Genomic DNA, 24365 nt, shown 5'->3' with positions numbered 1-24365 from the left:
AACGCTAAATTTCGGTCTGTTCCGAAATTTCTAGTGCGTCATCAACCTCTATTCCAAGATAACGTACAGTACTTTCAAGCTTGGTATGACCCAACAATAGCTGGACAGCTCGCAAGTTTTTTGTCCGACGGTAAATCAAGGTTGCCTTTGTCCGGCGCATCGTATGGGTTCCGTATGCTGCTGGATCAAGACCGATTGACGTCACCCAATGCTCAACAATGCGAGCGTATTGCCGGGTTGAAATGTGTGGTGATTCATGAATTCGACTAGGAAAAAGATATTCATCGGATTTCAATTGAGCCTGGCTAATCCAGTTTGCTAATGAGTCTCTGGTTTGTTCGGTTATCTCAAATTGCACCGGACGATGGGTTTTCTGTTGCATGACCATTGCGCGAGATGATACCCGGCCGCCTTGAGCCACATCGCAGACTTTAAGCTTCACCAAGTCGCACCCTCGGAGTTTGCTGTCAATGGCAAGATTGAATAACGCTAGTTCCCGTGTGTTTTTGGTCATCTGCAAACGGATGCGTATGGCCCAGATTTCTTTCAACTTTAAAGGCGATTTCTGGCCAATCAACTTACCTTTGTTCCAAGGGGCGTGCCGATTCCGATTGCTTGGATTTTCCTGATTCATGACGAACTCCTAATGCTTGTTTAAGGAGACTTATTGTCATGCTATCGCGTTGATCACACGGAAATCACCAAGCGTTTGCCAACGCTTTGTTGATGATGCCCTATCCATAATCCACGAATATCGACCCTACGGGTGATTTTTTAAACCAGTTTTCTCCGGCTGCAGGTTTTACACTTTCATTAATCTTCATTGAATGAGAGCGTGTCATGCTATTGAGTTTAACCAAAGTCACACCGGCGCGAGGTCGGGGCAGACCAATACCACTTATACCCAGTCATATCGCGCTATTGATTGGCATCGTATCCAGTTTTTCAAACGAGTTAAGCTGGGCGGCTGAAAACCAGTCAAGTGAGCGATCGGCCAGCATCCTTTCTGCCAAATCTTTACTGCAAACCACGGTATGGGGGGACGTCGCTGCACGACATCAACTGGATCCCTATGTCTTGTATGCAGTAGCGTTGATCGAGTCGAAAAATCATCATCAGAAAAACAAAGTAACACCTTGGCCCTGGGCGCTAAATCATGCCGGCAAAGCCATCATTACAACGAATAAACAAGACGCTATTATCCAGCTTAAACAGCTGCTGAAGGAAGGTAACCGAAATGTCGACATCGGCATTATGCAAGTCAATCTGCGCTGGCATGGCCACCGGGTTGATAAGCCCGAACAGTTGCTCGATCCAACGACCAACCTCGAGATAGGCGCTGAGTTGCTCGCCAAAGCGATTCAATCATCGCCAGATAACTTCGCCTTGGGTGTAGGGCGTTATTACAACTGGAAGAATATTCCTGCCGCCATTGAGTATGGCCAAAATGTCATTAACCTAGCAGCGCATATCAGAACGATCATTTAGACAGGTCATTTGAATGGACAATGATTTGTATAACCTCAACCTGGATTACTTGCTGGTGGCCAAAGGGATGATTGCCGCCGGCGATGCGTATAAGGCTCAGTTTTATCTTGGTTTGCCGACAGACGCCATTGAAATACTCCGCAATATGTCGATCAAACAGCTGAAAGCATTGGCTGGAAGCGACTATCTAAAATTTAGTCCTCGAATCAATCCCAGTCACTGGCGAGAATTTATTGAAATACAAACATTTGCCACAGATTCTCCAGAACATCGGGCCAAAGAATTATTATCGATACTAGCCCAGGATGGCGCATCATGAGGCGCTCGCACCCTTACCAATTGCAGTGGTACGAGCATTGGCTGTTATATGAATTGCTAAAGCGAAAATTACGCACTTCGATCGTCAAAAAAATCATTTCATGCCTGGGCGACAAAGATTTACAGTACATTTATTATAAGCTGCACCGAGAAAGACCTCTGCCCGGAAAGATCCCTAGCCTCGATTCGATCACCCGGTCCCGCGAAGCATTTTTGTATGTGGCCGTATTTGCGTCTATTTATCGTTGTGCCAGTCAACGTAACGTGAAAACCGGCATTGATATCAATGCTGTGATGTTTGCCTGGGATTGTTTCTGTAAAACCTTTCCTGGTCATATTAGTGAGCGACGACCTTTCAGTAAAATCAGACCCGCTAATTTCACTGAGGCCTGGGTGATTGCTGAGGCTATCCAAACTGGCATGGCAGAATTGCGATACTGCAGTCGATGTCATCATGATTTCGTGATCTTCTATGACAGCAATTATCAGCCCATCTGCCAGGTGTGTGCCATGAAAAACGTATCAAGTACATGACAACCGTTTGAATGATGCTTGGCATGAGCATTCGAGACATTGGGACATCGATTTGAGATCGTCTTCTCTATCTTATGGCGCAACCCTTCGCTGATGTAAGGTTTTTATAGCGTTTGATAACCCAGTAAAGCAAACTTTGCAAATTCAAGAATTCTTTGAAATCCATGCCTTATATTAAAGAATGCTTTAATATGTTGGCGAATAATTAAAAAGAATTTAAATATCATGCGCAGCACTGGCGATTACATCACCTCTACAACTTTGGGCGAGCCGGTGCGGGCGTTTGTCCCGCATGCCTTACCGCCGATCAATCCCGCTTTGGCCGTCGAAAGCTTTGCGGGGCTGAATCATAATGCGGAGTTGGCCTTGGCAAGGTTATCGGGGGTTTCCGGCCTAGTGCCATCGGTAGATTGGTTGTTGTATAGCGCGATCCGAAAGGAGGCGTTACTGACCTCACAAATCGAGGGCACACAAGCGACGTTAACCGACTTGTTTGACGATGAAGCGGGCTTTGCTGTCAGTAATACCGACGATGTGGAGGAAGTGACCAACTCTCTCCGAGCATTCCGTCTGGTGCAGGAAAACCTGCGCGCTGCCGATGGCTTGCCGATCAGTGTCCGATTGTTGTGCAATGCTCATCAATTACTGCTGGATGGAGCGAGAGGTACGGGTAAACAACCCGGCGAGTTGCGCCGTTCGCAGAACTGGATTGGTGGTACCCGGCCCGGCAATGCGGCGTTTGTGCCGCCACCGGCGGAAAGGGTTGCGGATTTGTTGGCTGATGTAGAACGTTTCATTCATGCAACACCGTCTGACGGGTTACCGCCATTGGTAAAAATTGCCCTGGTGCATGCCCAATTTGAAACCATTCACCCGTTTCTAGATGGCAACGGCCGGATTGGTCGCTTGCTGATTGCGGCATTAATGGAGCATTGGGGCTTATTACCAGAACCCTTGCTCTATCTTAGCGGCTACTTGAAACAACATCAGAGCGAGTATTACCGCCGTTTGTCTGCCATCCGTAGCGAGGGTGACTGGGAAGGATGGGTGTCGTTCTTTTTGGAAGCGGTGGCGGTGGCCGCGACCGATGCCGAACGCAATATTGTGGCAATTGCCAGCCTGATCACGGCGGATCGGCGGCGCCTGCTGGCTGCGACGAAAGTCGGTCCGGCCAGTTATCGTTTGTTCGAGCTTTTGCCTATGATGCCGCGCTTCAGTATCGAACAGGTGCGCCAGAAACTGAACACAACCTTCCCAACCGCTACGGCGGCGGTCAAGGTTTTGGAGGAGCTGGGTATCGTAGTGGAATTTACCGGGCTTAAAAAAAACCGCAGTTACAGTTACCAGTCCTATATCGATTTGTTGGCGGGCTGAGGGACATGAATCGAAACCCACTAGATTTTGATGCTAAAGCCTTAGACAGCAAAGTACCACTCTTAAAGAATGAGTTTGTTTGCAAACTCTGATTCATAAATCGAGTGTCAGAAATCTAAATTCGTTTCTGACAAATTGCAAATGAAGCAAGGCGTGCTCAGCGCTTAGAGACAATATAAATGAGCCCTCAGTCTGAGTCAGACTGAGGGTGTAAATAGATCAACCTTAAGGTAAAATAATCCAATAATTTCAATATCATGACTTGGAAATTCTGCAATATCGACGTACGATAATCGCACCAAGATATTCGGGAGCTAATGATGTCATCCTCTCTATCAAACCGATTTAAAGGCCGAGCCACGATTCAGCAATCGAACGTCCATTCAGTTTTTAGCGGACATCATGCCACTGTACATTGCCATGACTGTAAACGCTCTATGGTGCCACGAGTTGTCACTTACTATGGCCAGCCACTGAAATCGATTTGCCCGTTTTGCGGAAGCACGTTTGCATCGTTCCCATCGGGTTTTACGCGATTTATCCAATCCAGATATTCAGATGTTCTTTCCTTTTTAGTTCTTCAAAAGCTGGTAACTATAACGATATGTCTTGTAGTGCTATGGTTTGTTGCTGACTGGGGAAACCTCCCAGATAACATCAGTTTGTTTGCAGCATTCGGAACGGTGTTCTTTCTTGCGTTGATATTGGCTGAATTAGTATTTCAGGGAGTCGAGCGTATGGCAGCCAAGTTTCTTCATCAAAGTAATTACTATTGGGCGATATTGGTATTAGTTTCCATGTTTATTGCCCATGAGTTCCCGGCGCTAGCTGGCTATGTTGCTCTATTTTTCTTTATGATTATTGCTCGTGGCTTTGTTGCTGTCTTTATCCTAGCCTGGAAAAAACCAGTAAAATCCACCTTTCAATAATTGATCAGCCCACGGGCTCGATTATATTGTCCTATCTGGTCGATCAGATCCTGTCTGTTTTGGCCAGCTGCACTTCTCAATAATTTAGCGATAGTATTGGCTTCATTTTCGCCTTCTTCATTTATCATCTTCTGCTTCGCTTCCCCCAATCCACCAGTGTTTTCACTACTCACAGCGATCCCATCAAAGGCTTCAAACATAGCAGCACGATAATAAGCTTGCTGACTTGATGTCAGCTTGTCGGCAACTTTATTGACTCTTTGATCAGCCCAGGCTTGCGTAGCTTGAGCGAAACCAGGATAGGACTGGGATGCCGCGTGTTTAAAAGCGTCCCAATTTCCAGCACCTCTTGACTGCGCTTCATCATAACTATTATTGAATTGTTTCAAGTACTCCTGTCCAGCAGCTCCCATGGCTTCAAGATTTTTAGCAGTACTGTAGACTCCACCGCCTATGTAGTTGTAAGACAACTCTGCAGCAGAAGGCGTGTCATTGGCCGCAGCCGCAATCGATTGCCTAAAATGCTCTGCCTTGACATTCGCCAATTTCCCAAAGCCTTCTTTTGAGTTTTGTTCACGCTCAGCCAGGTTACGATCATGTTGTGCTTCGATACTGGCCTCGCCGCCGGCAATTTTCCCCGTCGCTGAACGAATCCGTGTCTGCGTACGCTGTTCTAGCGATTCGGTTTCAACGCGTGGGTCTTTAAGCTGAGCCTGTTCGACTGATGTCTGAACCTTGCCAGTTTCAGGAGCATTGGTTTTCAAGGTTTCGTTCCGGTTGGCATTCCACCTTTGATCGGCCTGCGGCGCATTAAAGGCATCGCCCAACAGTTGGTAACCCGAGATGTGTGCTTGGTGCGATTGTTGATCATCCAGCGTGCGGTAACTGGGTGACGAGAAGCCGGTCAATAACGACATGCCAGCGGCGGCATAGGCCTGATCGGCATCGCTAATCCAACCGGCGGCTTTCCATTGCGAGGCCAGTCGCTGCGTATCACCTCGCAAGCCATATTGATCGAGGGTTTGATCCAGGCGTTCCATCAAGCCAGGATCATGCGCGATTTTGTATCCCGTTTCCGCCGCACCGAAGCTCGCTTGCGTTCCGAAGCGTTGTTGAGCCGATAAAGTTTGTTGATAGGATTCGCTGGCGGATACCGCGTCGGTTGCGCTGTGTTGCAACGAGGACAACGATTGATTTTGTAGCCCCATTGAGGCGACGTTTCGGGTACCGGTCTGCGCATCCAGTGCCAGGCTTTTAGCCAAGCCGGCTTGATAACCCTGACTGTCATTGACGGTTTGACTGATGTCGGCGGCGATGGCATCGGACTTATCCTGACCGACTTTAAAATCATTTTGTAGTCGCCCCGAAATCGCTGCATTCAATTTATCGTTTGAGGTCTTGCCGCCGGCATTGGCACTGCCAGCCACCAGCGCCGAAAAGTGATCCGCAGAAATACCAGTATCCGCATGCTTCTTGGCAAAAGCTTCGCCAAATTGACGATTATAGGCATCGGTATAACTGGAACTGCTGGCGATTTGATTGCCCAATGAACGACTATCAAACGCATCGCTGCTGATGCTCGCCGACTTCGACGCCGTGGACGACACGCTATGCATAAAGCTATTGGTGGCTTGCTCGGACGCTGAATAGGCAGATGAAACGGCCGCGCTCATGTCCTTCCCGGCGGTAAAGGTCGGCAGCACCTTGTCGACCCCGGTTTGAGTAACCGCCGACAATGGACTGTATTGATGCTGCGCTTGCGCATTCAAGACCGGCGCCGGGCTGACCACATCCGGCGTAGCGATTTTCTCGTTCACATAATCGCCACCGTCCATCCGTCCCAAAAAATGGGTAGCAGTCACTGCCCCGCGATAAATCAGCATCAAGGTGATGGCCGGCGTCGACGCGGCCAACATGCCGCCAATCGACAGCCATTGTTGCAACTCCATATCCAGCTGGTAAATGCCCATCATTGACGGCAAATTGTAAGTCGCCGTAGTCAGTGCAGCCATTTTGCCTGCGGCCGACATTTGGATGAACAGATTGATCACCGCCAAAATCGGCATCCACAATTGGATCCACAGCAACATCGAGAAGTAGCCGATATTCATCCGGATGCCGACATTGCCCAGCATCACCACAAAGGCCATGATCGGTGCGATGGCATAACTCAAGCCTTCGATGAAGGCCATCATCGGTCGGACGATCTTGGCAAACAGGGTTTGTTCGGCGGCCCATTGGGTGTTGCGTTGCTGGATGGCTTGCTCGACCATCGCCGCTTTGTTCCAATGCAAACCGTCTTCATGCCGGCCGATCACGCCTTTCTCGAACATCGGCAGGATCGCCGACATCAGCATGTAATCGGCGGCATCGACTACGCCGGGTCCGGCCAACGCATCGAAGGCATCCTGGATTTTCGGCACCGTATCGCCTGCCGCCGGTACGCCCAAGGTCGGTTGCAACAACCCTTCCAGCGCCGTCGCAAAATTTCCATTGGCCACTACGCTCAAATCGGCCCAGGCATCGGTACAGGTTTTGGTTTGCGGTTGGCCACCGACATAGATTTGGGTCATGTAGATGTCGGAATCGAAGCGGATGGCATTCAGGGGATCCGCATCGCGTAAGATGGCATCCACCGATTTCTGGTTTAAATCAACACCGGTCAACGTGCATTCACGCACATAATTGGCAAACGAGGTTTCCATGTCGCTACCGGCATTCGGCACGTTGGCTGCGCCTAAATTCACTCGCGACAACAGATTCTTCCGTACCGCCGTTAGGGTCTGCAAGCTGTCGGCAAAGCCATTGCCGGTCATCGACGGTGTTCCAAAGCCTTGTTCGAATAACCGTGTCGTACGATAACCCATGTTCGACATCACGCTGCCTACGACCGCCGGCCCCAACGGTACGTTGTCGACCACTACCACGCTGCCAGTATAAGCATCCTCGATCGACACCCGTACCGACGGCGCATACAGCATCAACCACAACACATAGGCCAGCAATAAATCCTGATAGCGAATGCCTCGGCCATCCCATTGCAACAACGCCCTGAGCATGACGATGATGACGCCGATCAAACCGCCGACGGCCGCCGCGGCACTGTAGTCGCCGGTGCCAGAGATCATCGCAATCGCATTGAGGACAGCTTGCAAATAGGCGGAATCGCCCACGGAAAAGATTTCAAACATGGGCGATTGCCTTTAAAGAAATAGGGTAAAACCAAGACACGCCTACGATTGATAGAAAGCACCAGTAAGCGAGTCTTGTAGTGCAGTTCGGACAGAGGCTCATGCGGTTGACTCCATTAAGGCGTCGGCCAAGCGGTGCCAGACGCCGGCAATTGCGCCACGGTGCCATAGTGTTTAGGCTTCACGGTGGTCATCAATTGTTGGTAAAACGCCATCAGGGTTTGCGGATTACCGTAGCGACCGGCGATGGTGACGTATTCGTCCTGGATTTGCTCCCTTGCATCCTTCAAAGCGTCCATCAACAACTTGGCATAGGCGTGGTCATTCATATGTGCCGCAGTCTGCACAGCGTTGAGCAAATCGTTGACAATCAGCTGCGCCAATTCCAGGGCAATCACCGGTGCCGCTTCTTCGGCCCAGAGTTTGGCAATGCCGGCATCCTCCCTAGCCAGGTTATGGATCATGCCGCCGATGGCATCCGGCACGGTTTGCATGAAGGCTTTTTCGCTGTCGGTGATTTGACCGCTGTTGGTCGAGAATTTGTAGAGTAGTCCGTTGCCGGTATTGGCCGAACCCAGCAGAATTTCCATCACCCGTTGCTTCAAGCCCACCAGATTGACGTTCTGGACGATGGGTTTCAGACACTGATCGGCATCATGACCATCGCTGCAGGTATACATCCTGACGGTTTGATAACTGTTGCCGGCGTCGTTGCCGTACATCAAATCCTTGATACGCAACACCGGCGGCGGCGCGCTAATGGCATTGTTTTCGCCTTTGCCGTCGGGCGCGGCTTGCGGCGCATCGACGATCACCGTACCGGAAATGCTCATCGCCGCTTCCAGCAAACTGTTGCCACCAAACCTAAACCAACCGCCGGCATTTTGATTGACCAAAGCCCGCCAAACCAGATTGCCTTGGATGACCTTGGTCATGTCGGTGGGATCGTTTTGTTTGATTTGTTGCACCGGATCGCCCAAGGTACTGGTATTGGTCCAACTGGAAAACACATCCGAAATGCCTTGGGTAAACGAGGCATTGGACAGATTGGTTTTACTTTGCAGATCGAAGGCTTTGACAGTGTCGTTGACCAAACCCTGAGCCAACCTGCATGAGTTGCTGAACATCTGGTTCATTTCCTGGATTTTCTTTTGCAGGTCGGTCATCACCGACGCACACCAGGGACACATGGCACCCACGGCCAACTGAAACGCATACCCTGCGGCATTGCCAGCCACATTACGCATCAATTGCACAAACTGGTTGAAGTTGATGAAACTGAAGCTACCGGCAAACAAGTCGATCCCACCGCAGCCGGCGCTGAACGACGGCGGCACGAAGGAAACCAGGTTGGTATTGGTGATGCCGTTGCGCGCCACCAGGCTGCCGCCGGTAATCACGCCGCGGCGCTGTCCTAAATGGGCGGTCGGCGCCGTAAAATTGGTCATGGTGCCGAACATGCTATCCATTTCCTGTTGCAGGTCGGCATAAGCAGGAACGGCACTCTCAACCAACAGAATCAATACTAATACCTGGCGATATGGGTAACGATAGCGAAATGAAAACGACATCATGGCGTACTCCCGAGATGCGCACTGCGTTGCAATGCCTGGATCAGCGATAGTGGATCTTGAGTGACCGCAGGGCTGATGCTACCGGCGGCCGGTAACAACATCGGCGTGTTACGGATGCCCTGAGTGGTTTGGTATTGGGAGGCATCGATCCAACCGGCTTCCTTGGCCGCCAGCAGAATCCGACCGGTAACTTCTTCTAACGACAACGCGCCTTGCGCCAACGGCACAATCTGCTTGGGCGGTTTCATCAGAAACAGTGCCGGGGTTTGTTCAACGCCCAACATTGCAGCCTGACCGTTATCACGTTTGAACTGACTGAAAAAGCCGTTCGGCATCGGTAAACCATCCAGCGACACAGGATAAATCTTGAATCCGTAGGCGTTTTCCAGCATCGCCAGAATCGGTGCTTGTACATGGCAATAAGGGCAATCAGATCGGAAGAAAAACAAAATACCGGCTTGGGCGGCAATCGCTTTCAAGGCTTGTTCGGCCACCACGCCGGCCTGATGATTGGCTTCATTGGCGGCATAGGTTGCCACCGGTCGGCGCACCGTTTCGTCGAGTTGCGGATCGGACATCACCACGTAGCGCGCAGCGTTGGTAAACCGCTCGGCTTTATCCATCATCACCCGCTGCAGGTAATAAAACGCCGACACATTCTCGGGACTCGGATCGTCGATGGCCTGGTTCAGGTAATGCTCCAAGTTTTGCTTCAGCCAGGCTGAGGACAGTGGCTGGGGTTCTGCAGAAGGCTGGACTTGTGTTTTGGGTTCAATTTCAGTTTGAACGACGCTGGGTGGTTTGCTGTCAGGCTTGGGTTTTTCCTGATCGGCTTGAGTTTCCGGTTGGTTTTTTTTTACCGGCTCCGGCAATACCTCATACCAAAACCAGCCGCGTTGTTTGTCTTCGAAATACGACGCAACCGGTCTGTCGACAGCCTCATCAGCCGAGGCGGTCAATGCCTGCAGCAATAACGTCATTAACATCAACAGTACGAAGGGATATGGGTTCATAGCCCTATTGTTACACCAGTCACCTGGCTATTCGTGTGCAATAAAAGTCAAATTCGACCTAATTTGTACGACAGGGCAATTTTTTTTACCTTGGCTGCAATAAAGGCCGATTTTGGCCTTTATTGTCAGTCCATCGGTTTTTACCTCGCCTAGAATCCGCGGCAGGTTTTGATCAGACTCAGCGCATAAACCTGTGCAGGATTTCCGTTCGGCGGTTCCCTGATCTATCAGGGACATTCAGCGAACATTTTCAGTCATTGGCAATGTGCCGTGTCTAAACAGGGACAGGCCGATAAACCGGTTATCAGGGAACATCGATGTCAACCTGGCCATGTTTCGCAGAACATATCCCTAAGTATTCAGGGACGCGGCGTCTAAATGTCTGTACAGGTTTTTGGCCTCAGCCCTGTGTCAAACCGGACCCCCCCAAAAAAAATCCCTCAGGGACGACCACTCTAAATCCCTGAAGTTAAGTATTAGGAAAATTCATGAAAAGCGACGATAGCGAGAAAGAATCCTTACTGCCGACTGATGCAGCCATCCCAGTGTGGCTGGAGAGTAAAGCGGAGCAATTGCATGCCCACGCGCGGATGTTGGTGGATGATTACTGGCGACAAATGAATCAGCGACATCAACATGTGACCACCCAAGAGCGCGGGCATATTGGCGTTCGGATTCGTCGTCGTGAAAGTCGTTTGTCGTTTAGCATCGAGTGGTACCGGATGGCCACCCTGCGCCAAAAGGGTCAAACTAAACCGATTTGCCAATACCTGAAAAAAGGTCCTGGCTATCGCTATCCCCTGCAGCGGATCCTGAAGGGTGAACCCGACTGGGAGCAGCAACTGGTGGAAACCTTGGAAAACGAATTCGCCGATATCCGTAAACAAGTGGCCCTGCTGGGTACACTGCGCGATGCCTATTGGCAGTTTCAAAAAGCCATGGCAACGGGCTCGCACTGAGTGTCGATGACGCTGCTGATGGGCAGACCAAGGCCCAAAGTTATCCACAGGGCAGCGGCCCTATATTTAGATTAAAAAAAGATTATAAATAGATTAGCACCCGATTTTTTAGGTCGTTGAAAATCGCTGTAGGCCACGCCAATCGTGACTTGCAGCGATTCCAAAAAACGCACTGAGCGTCGGTCGAATGCCGTGTAAAACGTCGGCCGAATGCCGTGCTTTTTGTCGGTCGAATGCCGTGTCTGTCGGCCGAATGCCGTGCCACCGTCGGTCGAATGCCGTGTCCGTGTCGGTCGAATGCCGTTAGTGCGTCGGCCGAATGCCGTATCGACCGAGCCAAAATAGCGTCGGTCGAATGCCGTGCTTTTTTTCAACCGCTGTTGCCCTGTAAATACCGTTGCTGGCTCGCTGTGGGGTGTTTTTTAACTTTGACGGTATCCTCGCCGATCTCAAAGCTTTCCAGACTACCGCAGTCGACCAAGGCTTCCAATGCTTTGCGTAAACGGTATTTGAAGTCACGCAGGGTCGTGGCACTGCTGCCGCTCAAACGGTGGATGGTGTTGATTTTCAACGGATAGGGCGCTGCATGTGACGACATAAATCCCTGTAACCAGAGTGCCAAGGGGTGTTTACGTAATTTACGACGTTGCTCGAACTCGATGTAGGTGTAGCCGTCTTCAAACAAGCGCAGCATGGATTCGGTCACTTCCACCACGTAGCGATGGGTCACTTCATCACGGTGATACCGTAAGAACCCTTTTTCGCCAAAGGTGTCGCGGCCTTGAAAGGTGATTTCCACAAAGGCGCCGCCTAAACGCGCCATGGATTCCTTCAACCATTCGTGCTGACTTTTGCCGGTCGATCGGCCTAAAGCCATCAGCAACGCATGCGCACTGAAGGTCACGCTAAAGCCCGGCAATTGCGTTCTGGATAGATGCACGATCTGCATCCAGACGTCCAGATCGGACTGATTGAGCTGAACGCCGAGATAACGGACTTCGATCCCCTCGACTGCGGCCAATAGGGTACGTTTTTTGTACGCTATCCGCTCATTGCCCTGCACCCCGGCAAACAAGGCGCTGCGCAAACAGGCATTCGGCGTGCCGCGCATACCGGCAGGCCAATGCGGTAAAGTCGCCAAGGGTTCGACTTTTGTGGGTTTGGATTTTTTAAGGGCCACCAGTTTTTGAAAGCGGTTGTCGAGATTGCCTAACGCGTCGTTGCTTGTGATAGTCATGACGCCCCCTTATTTCAGCAGACTACTGGGGTTGCAGGCATGCTGTAAGGCAGCCCGCATGTCTGTCGAGTCGATCAGCGCGCGTTCCTCAAGCGACAGGTCGAGCTGATGATGGCAGTATTTTCGCCAGGCGCGTTCCAACTGGGATGGGTCGTCGATCTGCGTGAATTCGATTGAATCCGCAAAGCTGTTGTCAGGGTGTTTGGGCTTTGCAACGGTATCGGCATCGTTTACGGCCCGCCAGGGCTGATCCACTTGCCTGACAACATGCTCTATCGACGCGGTCCGTAGCGCCGAACCGCCTATTCCGCCAGTCTGCCAGGCACTATCCAGGTGCCAGGGCTTTTTGGAATCAAGCATCATCGATCCGATGACGATTTCGTGAATGTGTTCATCCACTGCACTCGGCGATGCGCAAGCCGTGCACAGCGCCAAGCCTACAATCGGGATAAACGAGCGAATATGAGGGGGGATGGTGTCAATGTTCATGCTGCCTCCAGACGAATCAGAAAGCGCAGTACATTAATCACAAACTTTTCTGCTCTTCGTACAATAAAGGTCGAATTTGACCTTTATTGTACGAAGGGTCCAAAATTTTTATGTCACGATGCGGCGCCATGGAAAACGCCACGTCATCTTTCATCCAACGTATCAGTCAGCGTCTTTGGGGCGATAAACCGGCTTTGGTCAGTGCACCACCGGCATCGTCTGGCGAGGAGATTCCACGTTATCCACCATTCATGAAGGGGCTGCCGGCGGCATCGGTAGAGCGTGTTCTGGCCACCCAAAGCGAGCTGATTCAATCGATAGAGCAGGCATTGGCATTGCCCGATGCGTTATATCAGGCGATTGCACTACCGGTCATTACACGCTATGCCGCATTCAGTCACTTGTTGCCGGCCTCCGAATCACATCACCATCGCGGCGCCGGTGGTTTGTTTAGGCATGGCCTTGAAGTCGCACATTGGGCGACCCTGGCATCGCACGGCTGCCTATTTGCAAGCGACGCCACACCCAAATCCCGTAAAACCTTGGAGCCGCGCTGGCGATTGGCCGTGTGTTTTGCCGGCTTATTGCACGATATTGGTAAACCTGTCTCCGATATCGCTGTTACCGACAGTCAGGGGCTGCACACCTGGAATCCCTGTGACGAAAATTTGATCGACTGGGCGGCACAACACCGTATCGATCGTTATTTTTTGCGCTGGCGAGAGAACCGTCATAAACGCCACCAACAGTTTTCGGCACTGGTTATCGAGCGGGTGTTAACGCGTGAGTCGCGTGCTTACCTGCTGGAACCGGGACCAGAAATCATGCAAGCGCTACTGGAAACCTTGCATGGTCTGGATCGCGGTAGCAAGCTCTATGAGTTAGTGGTTACCGCAGACTGCAAAAGCGTGGAACGCGATTTGAAAACCCATGCGCATTCGGTCGATGCGGCGTTGGGGATGCCGGTCGAGCGGTATCTGTTCGATGCGATGCGGCGCTTGATTAAATCAGGCCAGTGGCTGGTCAACGACAAAGGCGCCAGAGTATGGCGATTTCAATCCGGTGTGCATATTGTTTGGCGGACTGGCGCGCAAGACATCGTCGGTTTGCTGGCCAAAGACAAGGTGCCCGGTATTCCGCGCGATGAAGATACCTTGGCGGATATTTTGATCGAACGCGGTTTGGCGATTCCCAAACGCGATGCCGCAGGCCGCCAGTACCGCTATTGGCGTATGAGACCGGATGGCTTGGACGCCGTGTTTTACATGCTGCGTTTGGCATCGTTGGAGTCGATATTCAGCAATGAGCCGCCGGCCGCGATCGAAGGATTTGAAGTTGAGGACGAGGAATCTACTACACCAACCCAACCAGGAACCAAAGACCAGGCATTGCCGGAAAAGACTGAAGCAGTCAAATCTCGCAAACCGACCAAGCCTAAGCCGGTTTCGCAGGCACCATCAACCGACCACGAGATGCCAACCTTGGCGGCCATTCCCGATGGCACTAGCCAAGAGCAGGTCCCGTTATCCCCAGTCTTGCAGGTTGAATCGGATACCGGTGATACCGACAAACCCACCCCCCTTGTCGATGACGGATGCACGCCGAGCGTGGATGGCGATACCAAGTCTTTAGCCGACCCTCAAGCGGACATCGTGACTGAGCATACCCAATCCCAATCCATCCAAGACCCAGAAGTCTTATGGCTCCGCAATCATGGACAGGCCGGCGCGTGGCTTATCGAAATCGCGAACCGGATTAGTCAGGGGCAGTGGTCATGGAACGGCGACATCTTCGAAAAACAAGGAAAATGGTTATGCCTATTTCCAGATGTTCCGCTAAAGCTTCAAGTTGAAAGCGATGTGTTCATTCAAGGATTGGTCGATCAAAACTGGTTAGTGACCGATGTTCTGTCTCCGATGCGGAAAGTGCAAACCTTAGGGCAGCAACGCGTCGTACAACTGGCTGAGGAACCTGCGCAGAGGCTATTGCGCATGATAGGCGCTTTACCGGTTCAAGCATCGAATGCCACACCAACTGCATTGCCTGCTGAAAATGTCGAAGTCAAACCAGACAAGCGTATCGATCCCGTCAATCCATCGACCCTTCAAAAGCCCACCCAGCAGCGAAACACAAAAGCCAAACCACGCAGTCACAAGCAACCAGCAGAACCCCCAGTAACGTCGACAACAGTCATGGATTCAGTCAAACCAAGCATTAACGACGGCATTCCGAGTGTGCAACCTGGGCAAGATTTTCCGGCAGTGGGCGTGTGGATCTCGACACTGCGCACCCATCCCGATCAGCAAGACGCCTGGATCACTGTTTCTGATGACGAACTTGGGGTCTACCTGGACGGACATCCCGACTTGAAACGCTACGAGTTCCTACGCGAAATCAGTCAGCATCCTGACTGCCAAGTGCTGGGACGTGGGCAAGGCATCAAAGTACGGATCAAACCATGAAATCCGATTACGACTACCAATTTCCCTGGCGGCCCATCTTCGAGGTGTATGCCATCTCGGGCTGGCTAGGCGGTGCCGGTTTGGCGCATTTCACGAGTCGCTGGTCGGGCTTGCCACGCGAACCCTTCGACTGGTTGATGACGGCGTGCGGGGTCATGGCGTGTTGGCGATTGTCGCCGGCCTTGAGTCTTTGGTACCGCAAACGCCGGTTGCGACAGTTTCGGTTCCAATACCTGGATGCCGAAAAGCTTGTCACCCTGGTGAATCGCAACCCCGAGGCCTTGTGGTTCGGTTGGGGATTCGATTGGGTGCAAAAGCATGCGCAATTGGCCTATGAGATTTTGAAACGCGATGTCTCGACGCTGATTCCCAGCGATCATCAACGGATGGGCTCGGCCTGGATACATGGCCTGGAAGTGTCCGAAGGCGACATTCGTCAGCCCTTGCAGCATACCGCCGGCCATACGCTACTAGTCGGTACCACCGGTGCCGGTAAAACGCGCGCCTTTGATGTGTTGGTGACCCAAGCGGTATTGCGGGGCGAAGCGGTGATCATCATCGATCCCAAAGGCGACAAGGATTTGATGGCCTGTGCCAAACGGGCTTGTGCCTTGGCCAAGCGCCCGGATCGCTTCGTGTATTTCCACCCGGCGTTTCCGGAAGACAGCGTGCGTCTGGATCCCTTACACAATTTCAACCGGCCTTCGGAAATCGCCAGTCGCATCAGCGCCATTTCGCCTAGCGAAAGCAGTAACGATCCCTTCAAGGCCTTTGGTCAAAAATCCCTGGATAACGTGATTCAGGGTTTGATGGTGATCGAGGAACGGCCAACCCTGGTCAAACTGCGCCGTTACCTGGAAGGCGGTCCTTCGACACTGGTGATTCAAGCCTTGGAACGCTATTTCGACAACAACCTGGGCCATTGGCGACACGAGGCGCGACCTTACCTGAAGAATGCCAAGGACATCGATTCCAAAGCGTTGGGATTGGTGCGGTTTTACCGAGAGGTCGTGCAATATCAATTGCCGAATCTGGATTTGGAAGGCTTGTTGTCCTTGTTCGAACACGACCGAGCGCACTTCAGCAAGATGGTCGCCTCCTTGATTCCGATCATGAACATGCTGACCTCGGGTTCTTTGGGGCCTTTGCTGTCACCCAATCCCCACGACGTGGATGATTTGCGTCCCATCACCAATACCGGCCATATCATCGAAAAGGCCCAGGTTGCTTACATCGGCCTGGATTCGTTATCGGACGGCATGGTGGGTAGCGCCATTGGATCGATTCTGTTAGCCGACTTGGCCGCTGTCGCCGGCGATCGCTACAACTACGGCGTCTCGGATAGACCCGTGAATGTGTTTGTCGACGAAGCCGCCGAAGTCATCAACGATCCCTTCATTCAGGTGTTGAACAAAGGCCGCGGTGCCAAGATTCGCTTGTTCATCGCCACCCAGACTTTTGCCGACTTTGCCGCCCGCACCGGTTCTCAGGACAAAGCCCGGCAAGTGCTGGGTAACGTCAACAACCTGATTGCCCTGCGCATCATGGATAGCGAAACACAGCAGTACATCACCGACAACCTGCCAAAAACCCGCTTGAAATACATCATGCGCACCCAAGGCGTAGCGACTAGCGCGACCAATCCCACAGTGTTTTCCGGCAATGTTGGTGAACGCCTGATGGAGGAAGAAGGTGATTTGTTCGCACCGCAGTTACTCGGACAACTGCCGGACTTGCATTACATCGCCAAGTTATCCGGCGGCCGCATCGTCAAAGGTCGCTTGCCGATACTGCAATCGGAACTGGACCGACAACAGAATCGCCAAGGTGCGAGCTCATGACCCGCAATCTGTTGTTCAGCCTGATGCTTTGGCTACTGGAAGTGATCCTGGTGGCCAGTTTTGTGTCCGACCGCTGGACGCGCGAACTGCAGCGTGCCGAAGATCAGATGATGATCGGTTATTTTGGCGCCGATAAAGAATCACAGATCAGCCACACCGCGCAGCGCTGGTTTGATCGCTTGTTCGTCACCACCGGCATCCGCGACAGCGTGTTCCGCTACTTCATCCCCACCGAGCGCGAACGGCAGATGTCCAAAGGCTTCGAGGATGTGGGGCGTAACGATTTGTTTCCCTTTATCGAAAGCCGGCTCAACGTACTGTGGGACACGATCTATCAAATGATCAAGCGCCTGACCACCGCCTGCATCTGGTTACCGTACTTGGCAGCTGCCTTGCTGCCGTTTGTCGTCGACGGACTGGTGCGGCGCAAGATCAGCCAGACCAACTTCGATTACCCCAGCCCCATGGCGCATCGCTACAGCCTTTATCTGATTCTGGGTGCGCTGTATCTGCTGCTGGTCAGTTTGACACTGCCGTTTCCGATTCCACCGCAAGCTGTGCCAGTAGGTGTCTTTGTCGTCACCTACGCCGTCAACGTACTGTTGGCCAACACGCAAAAGCGGGTGTAGGTGTTCCATGAATGTCATCTGTTTTCTGCACGGCATGATCAACACACATCCGGCGCATAACCCCAAACGTGTTTTACCCCTCAACCTCAACACAACCCAGGAGCATTATCATGTTAAACCGTTCTATTAACGACACCGCTACGTCGGATCCTTTGGTTAAATACATTACGTTAACCGCTAAGAAAGTCGCTCTGTACCCAACGTCGCCTGAGCTCGATTCACTTTTTCGAGCGTTTATTGAGTCCTGTATTGCAAATAGCCAGGACGATATTTTGGTAAGCGCTTTACGACAATCGGAAGGTTTGCACGTATTTTCGCTATTAAATGAGCGCATTGTTTCGCTCGCCGAACGGATTCGGGTGAGATTGCCGTCTATGCCGAATGCAGAGTCGATCGTATTCGCCATCCCGATGGTCATCGAGTCCCATCCTGAAAAGGCTTTACCTAAGCGTATTGAAGACCCCGAACGCATTAGACAATTGCTTCAAAGCCATGGGCTGATCAACGATAGACAAGCCCTCGCCATTCACGACGAATTATTCACCCTTGAAGACATCAACTGGTTACCTAGCCAAATTCGCCAGATCAACCAGCAGTTGATCGAGCAAGCCGAAGGCGAAATTCCAACATCGGAATCACGCCGTTCTTTTGTTATGAAGCCCTCGGAGAATCCGGAGGGGGACCTCATTTTGCGATTCCTGGTGGGTGTGGTGATTAGCGATCAGGCATTAACGCCTCTTTTTTGTGAACAGCCCAAATCGGATGACTTTGGGGAATTTGCCGAAGAATGGTCAGAGGCCTTTAAAGAGGAGATGGATGAACAAACCGGTCACAACGTCTGGGAGATTGAAAAACCCAATCCACTCAGTATTGCCGCCTCGCGCGGGATTCATTTACTCAATGAGCTTGATATCTTCTATAAGCTAAATATGAAAGCCCAAGAATACCCCGTGTCAAAAGTCGTGCTCAGTAAACACGGTGTCGATGACATACCCACCGAAATACGGGCGGCTTTTTTTGATCGTGAAAAAGAATTGTCAACCGTTTACGTTTGGCCGCTCTTGACAACCGATGACGCTAAGTCAGTATTCGAAGACATCAACGGGCTACTGACCAATCTCAATATTCCTCACGTGATTGACAACAATCTTCTTCCTGCCATCGAGTTCACGGGACATTTCGATCACTATTGTGAATCGATGTCCAGGCAATTGGAACCAGAGGAGCCTCAAACATTCTTTATATGCTGAGTGATTTGGGTTGAACATGATGATGGCAGCCTGATGGCCTTTGAAGAGGGTCAGATGTAGCGCCCAGAATTTACATGAAATGGCTTGAATCAGCTGGCATACCCTCGCGGTCATGGTCAAAAGCCGGGCTGCGAGGATTATTGCTTGTTAAAAAGTCACTCAGTGGTGCGATTAGTGCGCCTTCGAGAGCTGCAGCCACAAGCATCATGATTGACTCGTCGGAAAAACAACTAAAGATCGCATTCCCAAAGCAAAAACCCATCGACAACATCCTGCGTTGATCGGTGACGTTGGGCGTTGATCAGCGACATGAAGGACTCATTCAGAATCTGCAATGCTTCCGGATCGTCGGCATTAACGTATCGGCTTGATCTTCCCTGTCCGTTCTTGCACCTCTCAGGCTGCCAATTTTGCGGATAGGAATTAACTTGATAGCCATGGCTAGCCAGTATCTCGGCAACAAAGGGTTCTCCGCTTTTGACCGTCCACTTAACCTTTTTCAATGTGTGCAGTCCACCCAGCAAAACCAATATCGGCTTTTCGCGCGAGAACTCGGACAACCGATTGGCCATATTTACGTCGCGGTCTTGATCGGCGTCAATGGCCTCGATGCCCAAGCATGGAAATTTCGATTTGAGCGTGACCAGATAATCAATCAGTTTTCGCAGTCCAGGATGATCGATGGCATACGGTATTTTAATCTCCGCTACCTGTGTTTCACCCTGGGTTACAGCATCGATGACGGGTTGTTGATTGCGGTTAATTTCGAGTCCGACAGTCAAGCATTGATGTCTTTCCAGGGTCGCATCAACCAGACGCGCGAAAAGCTGTGTTGATTCCGGTCTTTGGTGGCTTTCGCCGATGATGACAATGTTGCCGGGTTTGATATTGTCCTGGATAGTCGAGAAATCATTCGACCATCCAAGACTGGGTAGCAATACAACATAAATACCAAACCAGCATCTTTTCAGCATCTAAATGGCTCCTAAGAAATAAAAAGGCGTGTTTTATTAGCCTTGTCTACCGATAACACCTCCGTTAATTTCAGTAGAGCAGAATGAATAAGATTCAGCTTTGAACGGCCAAACTACATGACCAGAAGTTATTCAATACACCGCTCATCATCATGCCTTGGATTGTTTACATAATCGCTGATCGGTGTTGTAGTCATATCAGCGTACGCCTGATTATCCAGTAATTGAAACACGTCATTGTCAGTGGCGGATTTATCCAACCAATCCCGGTAATGGTTTACAGGCATGATCACCGGCATACGTTCATGAATCGGTTGCATCAGTTGCGTTGCAGCGGTCGTGATGATGGTACAGGAATAGAGTGTTTGCGCTTCGTGCTCCCAATGTTCCCAAAGTCCAGCAAAGGCAAATAACTGATTGTCTTGCCGGTGGATATGAAACGCTTGTTTATGCGTTTCCAATTTCTGCCACTCATAAAAACCTCTTGCGACGACTAAGCTGCGTCGCTTATGGAAGGCAGCACGAAAACTGGGTTTCTCTCTAATGGTTTCTGCTCGTGCGTTGATGAGGTGATGGCTGTGTTTATCATCTTTTGACCATGACGGCACTAACCCCCAAAACAGGTTTACCGATTTTAGCGATTTATCGTCTAGCTCAACGATGCACAGGATTTTTTGCGCAGGGGTAATGTTGTAGCTAGCTTGAAAGCGAGGCAAGCGTGGCAACTCAAAATGTTCAGCAATGCTTTCAGGGGTTGCTGTGAGCTGATAACGACCGCACATTGCCCATGCCTCCGTGATAAATGACTGACGTTATTAAACGTCAGAAATGCGTAACAACCAAACTCATTGAGCAATAAGAACAAATACAAAACAATTCCGTTTTTGAGGTACACTGCTTGCCCTCATCAGAACCACGAATTTGGGATATAAGCATGAGCGTCATTTCTATATCAAGCTATCAACCACGCAATACGAAGCCATTGATTAGTGCTGCACTATGGTCTGACGATCTGGAACTGCCGATTCTGGAACCTCAACAGCAATTGAGTACGATTGAATTGCCGTTATTCACGTCTAAAGTGCCTGCGGGTTTTCCATCACCGGCTGATGATCATTTGGAATCGACGATAGACCTCAATCAACATTGCATCAGCAATCCACCAGCCACCTTCTTCGTTAAAGTAAAAGGTCATTCCATGACCGGTGCAGGCATCAATGATGGTGATATGTTGGTGGTAGATCGTTCTTTACGTCCAAACAACAATAGTATCGTGGTTGCGGTGATCGACGGTGAAGTCACCGTTAAAGCGCTAGATACGACTACCGATGAAATTTGGTTGCGATCAAAAAATCCCGACTATCCTGATTTCCAGATTAAAGAAGGCATGGAGTTACATATTTGGGGTGTGGTCAAAAACGTGATTCGTTCGCTACCGGTATAGATGACTTCAGCACCCATATTCGCGATTGCGGATTGCAACAATTTTTACGCCAGCTGTGAAAGAGTCTTTCAGCCAAAACTGAACGGCAAACCAGTGGTCGTGCTGTCTAATAACGATGGCTGCGTGATTGCCAGAAGTAATGAAGCCAAGGCTTTGGGCATCAAAATGGGTGCCGCTTATTTCAAGATTGAGCAGTATGCCAAGCAAGAAGGCATTGCGGTATTTTCTAGCAACTATGCGTTATACGGCGACATGAGTCAGCGTGTGATGCAGATTTTATCTAGCTTTGCACCGCGATCTGAAGTGTATTCCATTGACGAATGCTTTTTGGATTTTACCGGACTGCCACAAAACCTGACGGAATATAGCTTAGATATTTGTGCGATTGTAAAGCAATGGACAGGTATACCGATTTCCATTGGCGTTGCGCCAACTAAGACCTTAGCGAAGTTAGCCAATCGGTTAGCGAAAAAAGGTCATTCCAAACATGGGCCCGCTCTGGACTGGCGCGATATTGCTGATCCCGATGCAGTGTTAAAAACCATTGCGCTGGATGACCTTTGGGGTATTTCCAGGCGCTGGAAAGATAAGCTCAATCAAATCGGTATTCATCATGCGCTAACACTGAAACAATCTGATCCAAAACAGCTACGTCAACATTTTGGTGTAGTGATGGAACGGATTGTGACCGAGTTGAACGGTATTTCCTGTATTGCCTTAGAAGAAATGCCCGCACCGAAAAAACAGATTCTGACCTCGCGCAGTTTTGGTGAACGGTTGACTGATTATGATGATTTACGCGCAGCGGTCACGCACTTTGCCACACGGTCTGCGGAAAAATGCCGACAACAGCGATTGACCACGCACGTATTGACGGTGTTTATTCATACCAGTCCGTTTGATACCCGCAATCCGCAATACTCCAACAGTGCGACCATAGCGTTTGATCGTCCAACCAATGATACCTCGCAATTGATTGCAGCCGCTCAACAAGGTTTGAAGCGGATTTTTAGACGCGGCTTTTCTTATCAACGTGCCGGTATTCTATTGCCTGACTTATGGTCAGCAAATGTCGCGCAGCTGTCGTTATTTGACAGCGGTGAAAACAACCTGCGATCTGATCAGCTGATGACCGCACTGGACGACATTAACCGCAAACATGGTAAGCGTAGTGTTTGCTATGCGAGTGAAATGCTTAGCAAGCGCTGGCAGATGCGGCAGGAATTCAAATCGCCGTCCTACACCACCAATATCAAGGAACTGCTGACGGTTCAAATTTGAAGAAAATCTTATGCATTTGTAAGCGCTATTTCGATCCTCACCCGACATACGTTTTTCGCCAATGCAGACGCAAGCCCAAGCATCTAAGAGTCTTGCTTCTTCGAAGACGACTATCTATCTAGGCCTCCGGCAGCAGGCCAAGAGTTGCCGAAGAATAATCTATGATCTTTGACTGCAAACTAGCTCATTGGCACCAATGATTTGGCTTGGTGTTGGGTCAAAAATCTAATCTATTATTGAAAGCCCAAGCGTTATGTACGGAATATTACGTAAGATTAAGATGACTCGAACGCCTGACTTAGGGATGTGGTGACAGTTAACAGGTTAGCTTTACGTTGGGCGTCACACACGGACATGAGGCATCGAACAATCATTGTATTGGTGACGCTGCCCATGGTCGTCGCTATCGGTACCTATGTTCGAACCTTTGATCAGCTGCGATTCTCCGATAGCACGTAAACATAGCCTGAGTTGGGTTACGCTATCCTTATTTATGCCTTTGAAAAAAACCGATCAAAATAAGTTGGAGTAAATATTGTGTCCCGTGAAATTTTACAGGCGATAGCTGATATTTATAAACGGCATGACCCGGAAGATGCCGATTTTTATACGTTGGAATGGGTGCAAGACAAGTGTTCTTATTTTTACAAGTCGCCAAAAGAATTGCTGGCAATTTTGCAAATGAGCCAAGACCGGGGGATCAACACTGAAGGTGCGCTGTGGTCAAAAGAAGACGGTTTAGCAGCCCATCGCGAGATGAAGTATAACGGACCAGTTGATGCATATTCTTACGAGCTAATGGAGAAAAGCGGTGAACTGGCTAGACTAGAGGCTGCTTGTAAGGCTGAGGAAATTGCGAGGAAGCTAGCCATTGAAAGCTTGCAGTGCTAATGCGGGTAGTAGCGAAAGCCCACTCCGGACTTTGCTAGCCGAAATGTAGTTCTCCGCATTATGGTCGGCAGCAGCAGCCCATTTTTGCCTCTCGCACCTCTCCAAGGCAGCCAGTCGGCGAAGTTAGACTCTGTGAGCCGCAGAGCCACAAAGCCGCCGTTGGCGATCTCAACCTATCGGCCATAACCCGCCGCTCGGGTTAAATATCCAATTTCAATAGTTCAGGTATCCTGTGAATCAGCCGAATGTCCGGTATTCGGCAAGCAAATTGACATTATGACTACTTCACTACGGCCACTTTGCGACATTCATAGGTAAGAATTCGTCGCCAGAAAGCAGACATTGGGAATAATAATCGCTTCACATCGCCAAATCACTCAAATTAGGTTTGATTTACTCTATCCCTCTGTAGCCTCATCTTGCAAACGCGCATCCCTTGCAGTTTTTGCAAGCGAACAGGACTGAAACTGTTCAAATTCATTTTCCC

Annotated in this window: 21 protein-coding genes; 13 read left to right on the top strand and 8 right to left on the bottom strand. The window is 50.4% G+C overall.

Annotated elements, in window-relative coordinates:
* Positions 1-4: 4 nt before the first annotated feature.
* Positions 5-634 (bottom strand): tyrosine-type recombinase/integrase, encoded by a 630-nt coding sequence (locus tag ACQE3D_RS17810; protein ID WP_026600362.1) that lies wholly within the window; start codon positions 632-634, stop codon positions 5-7.
* Between the two features lie 206 nt (positions 635-840).
* Between ACQE3D_RS17810 and ACQE3D_RS17805 the strand changes: the two genes are divergently transcribed.
* From ACQE3D_RS17805 to ACQE3D_RS17785, 5 genes are all read left to right on the top strand, one after another.
* Positions 841-1488, top strand: a complete 648-nt coding sequence (locus ACQE3D_RS17805; RefSeq protein ID WP_081733720.1) for a transglycosylase SLT domain-containing protein — start codon at positions 841-843, stop codon at positions 1486-1488.
* 13 nt (positions 1489-1501) lie between these two features.
* Positions 1502-1807: a flagellar transcriptional regulator FlhD gene (locus ACQE3D_RS17800; RefSeq protein ID WP_026600360.1), complete on the top strand. Its 306-nt coding sequence runs from the start codon at positions 1502-1504 to the stop codon at positions 1805-1807.
* Complete coding sequence (locus ACQE3D_RS17795; protein WP_026600359.1) at positions 1804-2340, top strand: FlhC family transcriptional regulator; 537 nt, start codon at positions 1804-1806, stop codon at positions 2338-2340. The genes ACQE3D_RS17800 and ACQE3D_RS17795 overlap by 4 nt, the downstream gene beginning before the upstream one ends.
* Before the next feature lie 225 nt (positions 2341-2565).
* Positions 2566-3714: a Fic family protein gene (locus ACQE3D_RS17790; protein ID WP_427551128.1), complete on the top strand. Its 1149-nt coding sequence runs from the start codon at positions 2566-2568 to the stop codon at positions 3712-3714.
* A 437-nt stretch (positions 3715-4151) separates the two neighbouring features.
* The gene (locus ACQE3D_RS17785; protein WP_155931048.1) at positions 4152-4643 is read left to right on the top strand and encodes a hypothetical protein; all 492 of its coding nucleotides are present in this window, start codon (positions 4152-4154) and stop codon (positions 4641-4643) included.
* Here ACQE3D_RS17785 and ACQE3D_RS17780 read toward each other — a convergent pair.
* The 3 genes from ACQE3D_RS17780 to traF all read right to left on the bottom strand — a co-directional run bounded on the left by ACQE3D_RS17780 (position 4637) and on the right by traF (position 10421).
* Positions 4637-7834: a conjugal transfer protein TraG N-terminal domain-containing protein gene (locus ACQE3D_RS17780; protein ID WP_026600356.1), complete on the bottom strand. Its 3198-nt coding sequence runs from the start codon at positions 7832-7834 to the stop codon at positions 4637-4639. The genes ACQE3D_RS17785 and ACQE3D_RS17780 overlap by 7 nt on opposite strands.
* Positions 7835-7950: 116 nt before the next feature.
* Positions 7951-9408, bottom strand: a complete 1458-nt coding sequence (locus tag ACQE3D_RS17775; protein ID WP_026600355.1) for a conjugal transfer protein TraH — start codon at positions 9406-9408, stop codon at positions 7951-7953.
* On the bottom strand, positions 9405-10421 hold the full coding sequence (gene traF, locus ACQE3D_RS17770; RefSeq protein WP_427551127.1) for a conjugal transfer protein TraF: 1017 nt from the start codon (positions 10419-10421) through the stop codon (positions 9405-9407). Before traF ends, ACQE3D_RS17775 begins: the two co-directional genes overlap by 4 nt.
* A gap of 488 nt (positions 10422-10909) precedes the next feature.
* On the opposite strand from traF, the gene mobI reads away from it, so the two are divergent.
* The gene (gene mobI, locus ACQE3D_RS17765) at positions 10910-11380 is read left to right on the top strand and encodes a conjugative transfer protein MobI(A/C) (protein ID WP_026600352.1); all 471 of its coding nucleotides are present in this window, start codon (positions 10910-10912) and stop codon (positions 11378-11380) included.
* A gap of 370 nt (positions 11381-11750) precedes the next feature.
* On the opposite strand, the gene trfA is transcribed toward mobI, so the two are convergent.
* Positions 11751-12617 carry a plasmid replication initiator TrfA gene (trfA, locus tag ACQE3D_RS17760; RefSeq protein ID WP_026600350.1) on the bottom strand — a complete coding sequence of 289 codons (867 nt, stop codon included), beginning with the start codon at positions 12615-12617 and terminating at the stop codon, positions 11751-11753.
* Positions 12618-12626: 9 nt separating this feature from the next.
* The gene (locus ACQE3D_RS17755) at positions 12627-13106 is read right to left on the bottom strand and encodes a hypothetical protein (RefSeq protein WP_026600349.1); all 480 of its coding nucleotides are present in this window, start codon (positions 13104-13106) and stop codon (positions 12627-12629) included.
* Positions 13107-13234: 128 nt separating this feature from the next.
* Here ACQE3D_RS17755 and mobH point away from each other — a divergent pair, with 128 nt between their 5' ends.
* The 4 genes from mobH (at position 13235) to ACQE3D_RS17735 (ending at position 19288) form a co-directional block, all read left to right on the top strand.
* Positions 13235-15568 (top strand): MobH family relaxase, encoded by a 2334-nt coding sequence (gene mobH / locus ACQE3D_RS17750; protein WP_427551126.1) that lies wholly within the window; start codon positions 13235-13237, stop codon positions 15566-15568.
* A complete protein-coding gene (traD, locus tag ACQE3D_RS17745; protein ID WP_026600347.1) occupies positions 15565-17409 on the top strand; it encodes a conjugative transfer system coupling protein TraD in 1845 nt (614 codons plus the stop codon). Before mobH ends, traD begins: the two co-directional genes overlap by 4 nt.
* The gene (locus ACQE3D_RS17740; RefSeq protein WP_026600346.1) at positions 17406-18038 is read left to right on the top strand and encodes a DUF4400 domain-containing protein; all 633 of its coding nucleotides are present in this window, start codon (positions 17406-17408) and stop codon (positions 18036-18038) included. Before traD ends, ACQE3D_RS17740 begins: the two co-directional genes overlap by 4 nt.
* 110 nt (positions 18039-18148) lie before the next feature.
* Entirely contained in the window at positions 18149-19288 is a 1140-nt protein-coding gene (locus ACQE3D_RS17735; RefSeq protein WP_026600345.1) for a hypothetical protein, read from the top strand.
* A gap of 230 nt (positions 19289-19518) precedes the next feature.
* Here the strand turns inward: ACQE3D_RS17735 and ACQE3D_RS17730 are convergent, their stop codons facing one another.
* Complete coding sequence (locus tag ACQE3D_RS17730) at positions 19519-20262, bottom strand: hypothetical protein (RefSeq protein WP_026600344.1); 744 nt, start codon at positions 20260-20262, stop codon at positions 19519-19521.
* A 128-nt stretch (positions 20263-20390) separates the two neighbouring features.
* Entirely contained in the window at positions 20391-21044 is a 654-nt protein-coding gene (locus tag ACQE3D_RS17725) for an SOS response-associated peptidase (RefSeq protein WP_026600343.1), read from the bottom strand.
* Positions 21045-21196: 152 nt separating this feature from the next.
* Here ACQE3D_RS17725 and ACQE3D_RS17720 point away from each other — a divergent pair, with 152 nt between their 5' ends.
* The 3 genes from ACQE3D_RS17720 to ACQE3D_RS17710 all read left to right on the top strand — a co-directional run bounded on the left by ACQE3D_RS17720 (position 21197) and on the right by ACQE3D_RS17710 (position 23878).
* A complete protein-coding gene (locus tag ACQE3D_RS17720) occupies positions 21197-21706 on the top strand; it encodes a LexA family protein (RefSeq protein WP_026600342.1) in 510 nt (169 codons plus the stop codon).
* The gene (locus ACQE3D_RS17715; RefSeq protein ID WP_026600341.1) at positions 21707-22987 is read left to right on the top strand and encodes a Y-family DNA polymerase; all 1281 of its coding nucleotides are present in this window, start codon (positions 21707-21709) and stop codon (positions 22985-22987) included.
* Between the two features lie 537 nt (positions 22988-23524).
* Positions 23525-23878, top strand: a complete 354-nt coding sequence (locus tag ACQE3D_RS17710; protein ID WP_026600340.1) for a hypothetical protein — start codon at positions 23525-23527, stop codon at positions 23876-23878.
* Positions 23879-24365 lie beyond the last annotated feature (487 nt).

The organism is Methylomonas sp. MS20, from assembly GCF_050275925.1.
Classification (GTDB): Bacteria; Pseudomonadota; Gammaproteobacteria; order Methylococcales; family Methylomonadaceae; genus Methylomonas; species Methylomonas koyamae_A.
Note: the sequence above shows the minus strand (reverse complement) of the source record. Positions and strands in the feature narration are given on the sequence as shown.

Bases quoted from the DNA above. Each gene is read 5' to 3' on its own strand.
- ACQE3D_RS17740 (WP_026600346.1), top strand. From the start codon at position 17,406: ATGACCCGCAATCTGTTGTTCAGCCTGATGCTTTGGCTACTGGAAGTG.
- ACQE3D_RS17805 (WP_081733720.1), top strand. From the start codon at position 841: ATGCTATTGAGTTTAACCAAAGTCACACCGGCGCGAGGTCGGGGCAGA.
- mobH (WP_427551126.1), top strand. From the start codon at position 13,235: ATGGAAAACGCCACGTCATCTTTCATCCAACGTATCAGTCAGCGTCTT.
- traD (WP_026600347.1), top strand. From the start codon at position 15,565: ATGAAATCCGATTACGACTACCAATTTCCCTGGCGGCCCATCTTCGAG.
- ACQE3D_RS17795 (WP_026600359.1), top strand. From the start codon at position 1,804: ATGAGGCGCTCGCACCCTTACCAATTGCAGTGGTACGAGCATTGGCTG.
- ACQE3D_RS17720 (WP_026600342.1), top strand. From the start codon at position 21,197: ATGAGCGTCATTTCTATATCAAGCTATCAACCACGCAATACGAAGCCA.
- traF (WP_427551127.1), bottom strand. From the start codon at position 10,421: ATGAACCCATATCCCTTCGTACTGTTGATGTTAATGACGTTATTGCTG.
- ACQE3D_RS17735 (WP_026600345.1), top strand. From the start codon at position 18,149: ATGTTAAACCGTTCTATTAACGACACCGCTACGTCGGATCCTTTGGTT.
- ACQE3D_RS17810 (WP_026600362.1), bottom strand. From the start codon at position 634: ATGAATCAGGAAAATCCAAGCAATCGGAATCGGCACGCCCCTTGGAAC.
- ACQE3D_RS17755 (WP_026600349.1), bottom strand. From the start codon at position 13,106: ATGAACATTGACACCATCCCCCCTCATATTCGCTCGTTTATCCCGATT.
- ACQE3D_RS17785 (WP_155931048.1), top strand. From the start codon at position 4,152: ATGGTGCCACGAGTTGTCACTTACTATGGCCAGCCACTGAAATCGATT.
- ACQE3D_RS17800 (WP_026600360.1), top strand. From the start codon at position 1,502: ATGGACAATGATTTGTATAACCTCAACCTGGATTACTTGCTGGTGGCC.
- ACQE3D_RS17725 (WP_026600343.1), bottom strand. From the start codon at position 21,044: ATGTGCGGTCGTTATCAGCTCACAGCAACCCCTGAAAGCATTGCTGAA.
- ACQE3D_RS17790 (WP_427551128.1), top strand. From the start codon at position 2,566: ATGCGCAGCACTGGCGATTACATCACCTCTACAACTTTGGGCGAGCCG.
- ACQE3D_RS17730 (WP_026600344.1), bottom strand. From the start codon at position 20,262: ATGCTGAAAAGATGCTGGTTTGGTATTTATGTTGTATTGCTACCCAGT.
- ACQE3D_RS17775 (WP_026600355.1), bottom strand. From the start codon at position 9,408: ATGATGTCGTTTTCATTTCGCTATCGTTACCCATATCGCCAGGTATTA.
- ACQE3D_RS17715 (WP_026600341.1), top strand. From the start codon at position 21,707: ATGACTTCAGCACCCATATTCGCGATTGCGGATTGCAACAATTTTTAC.
- mobI (WP_026600352.1), top strand. From the start codon at position 10,910: ATGAAAAGCGACGATAGCGAGAAAGAATCCTTACTGCCGACTGATGCA.
- trfA (WP_026600350.1), bottom strand. From the start codon at position 12,617: ATGACTATCACAAGCAACGACGCGTTAGGCAATCTCGACAACCGCTTT.
- ACQE3D_RS17780 (WP_026600356.1), bottom strand. From the start codon at position 7,834: ATGTTTGAAATCTTTTCCGTGGGCGATTCCGCCTATTTGCAAGCTGTC.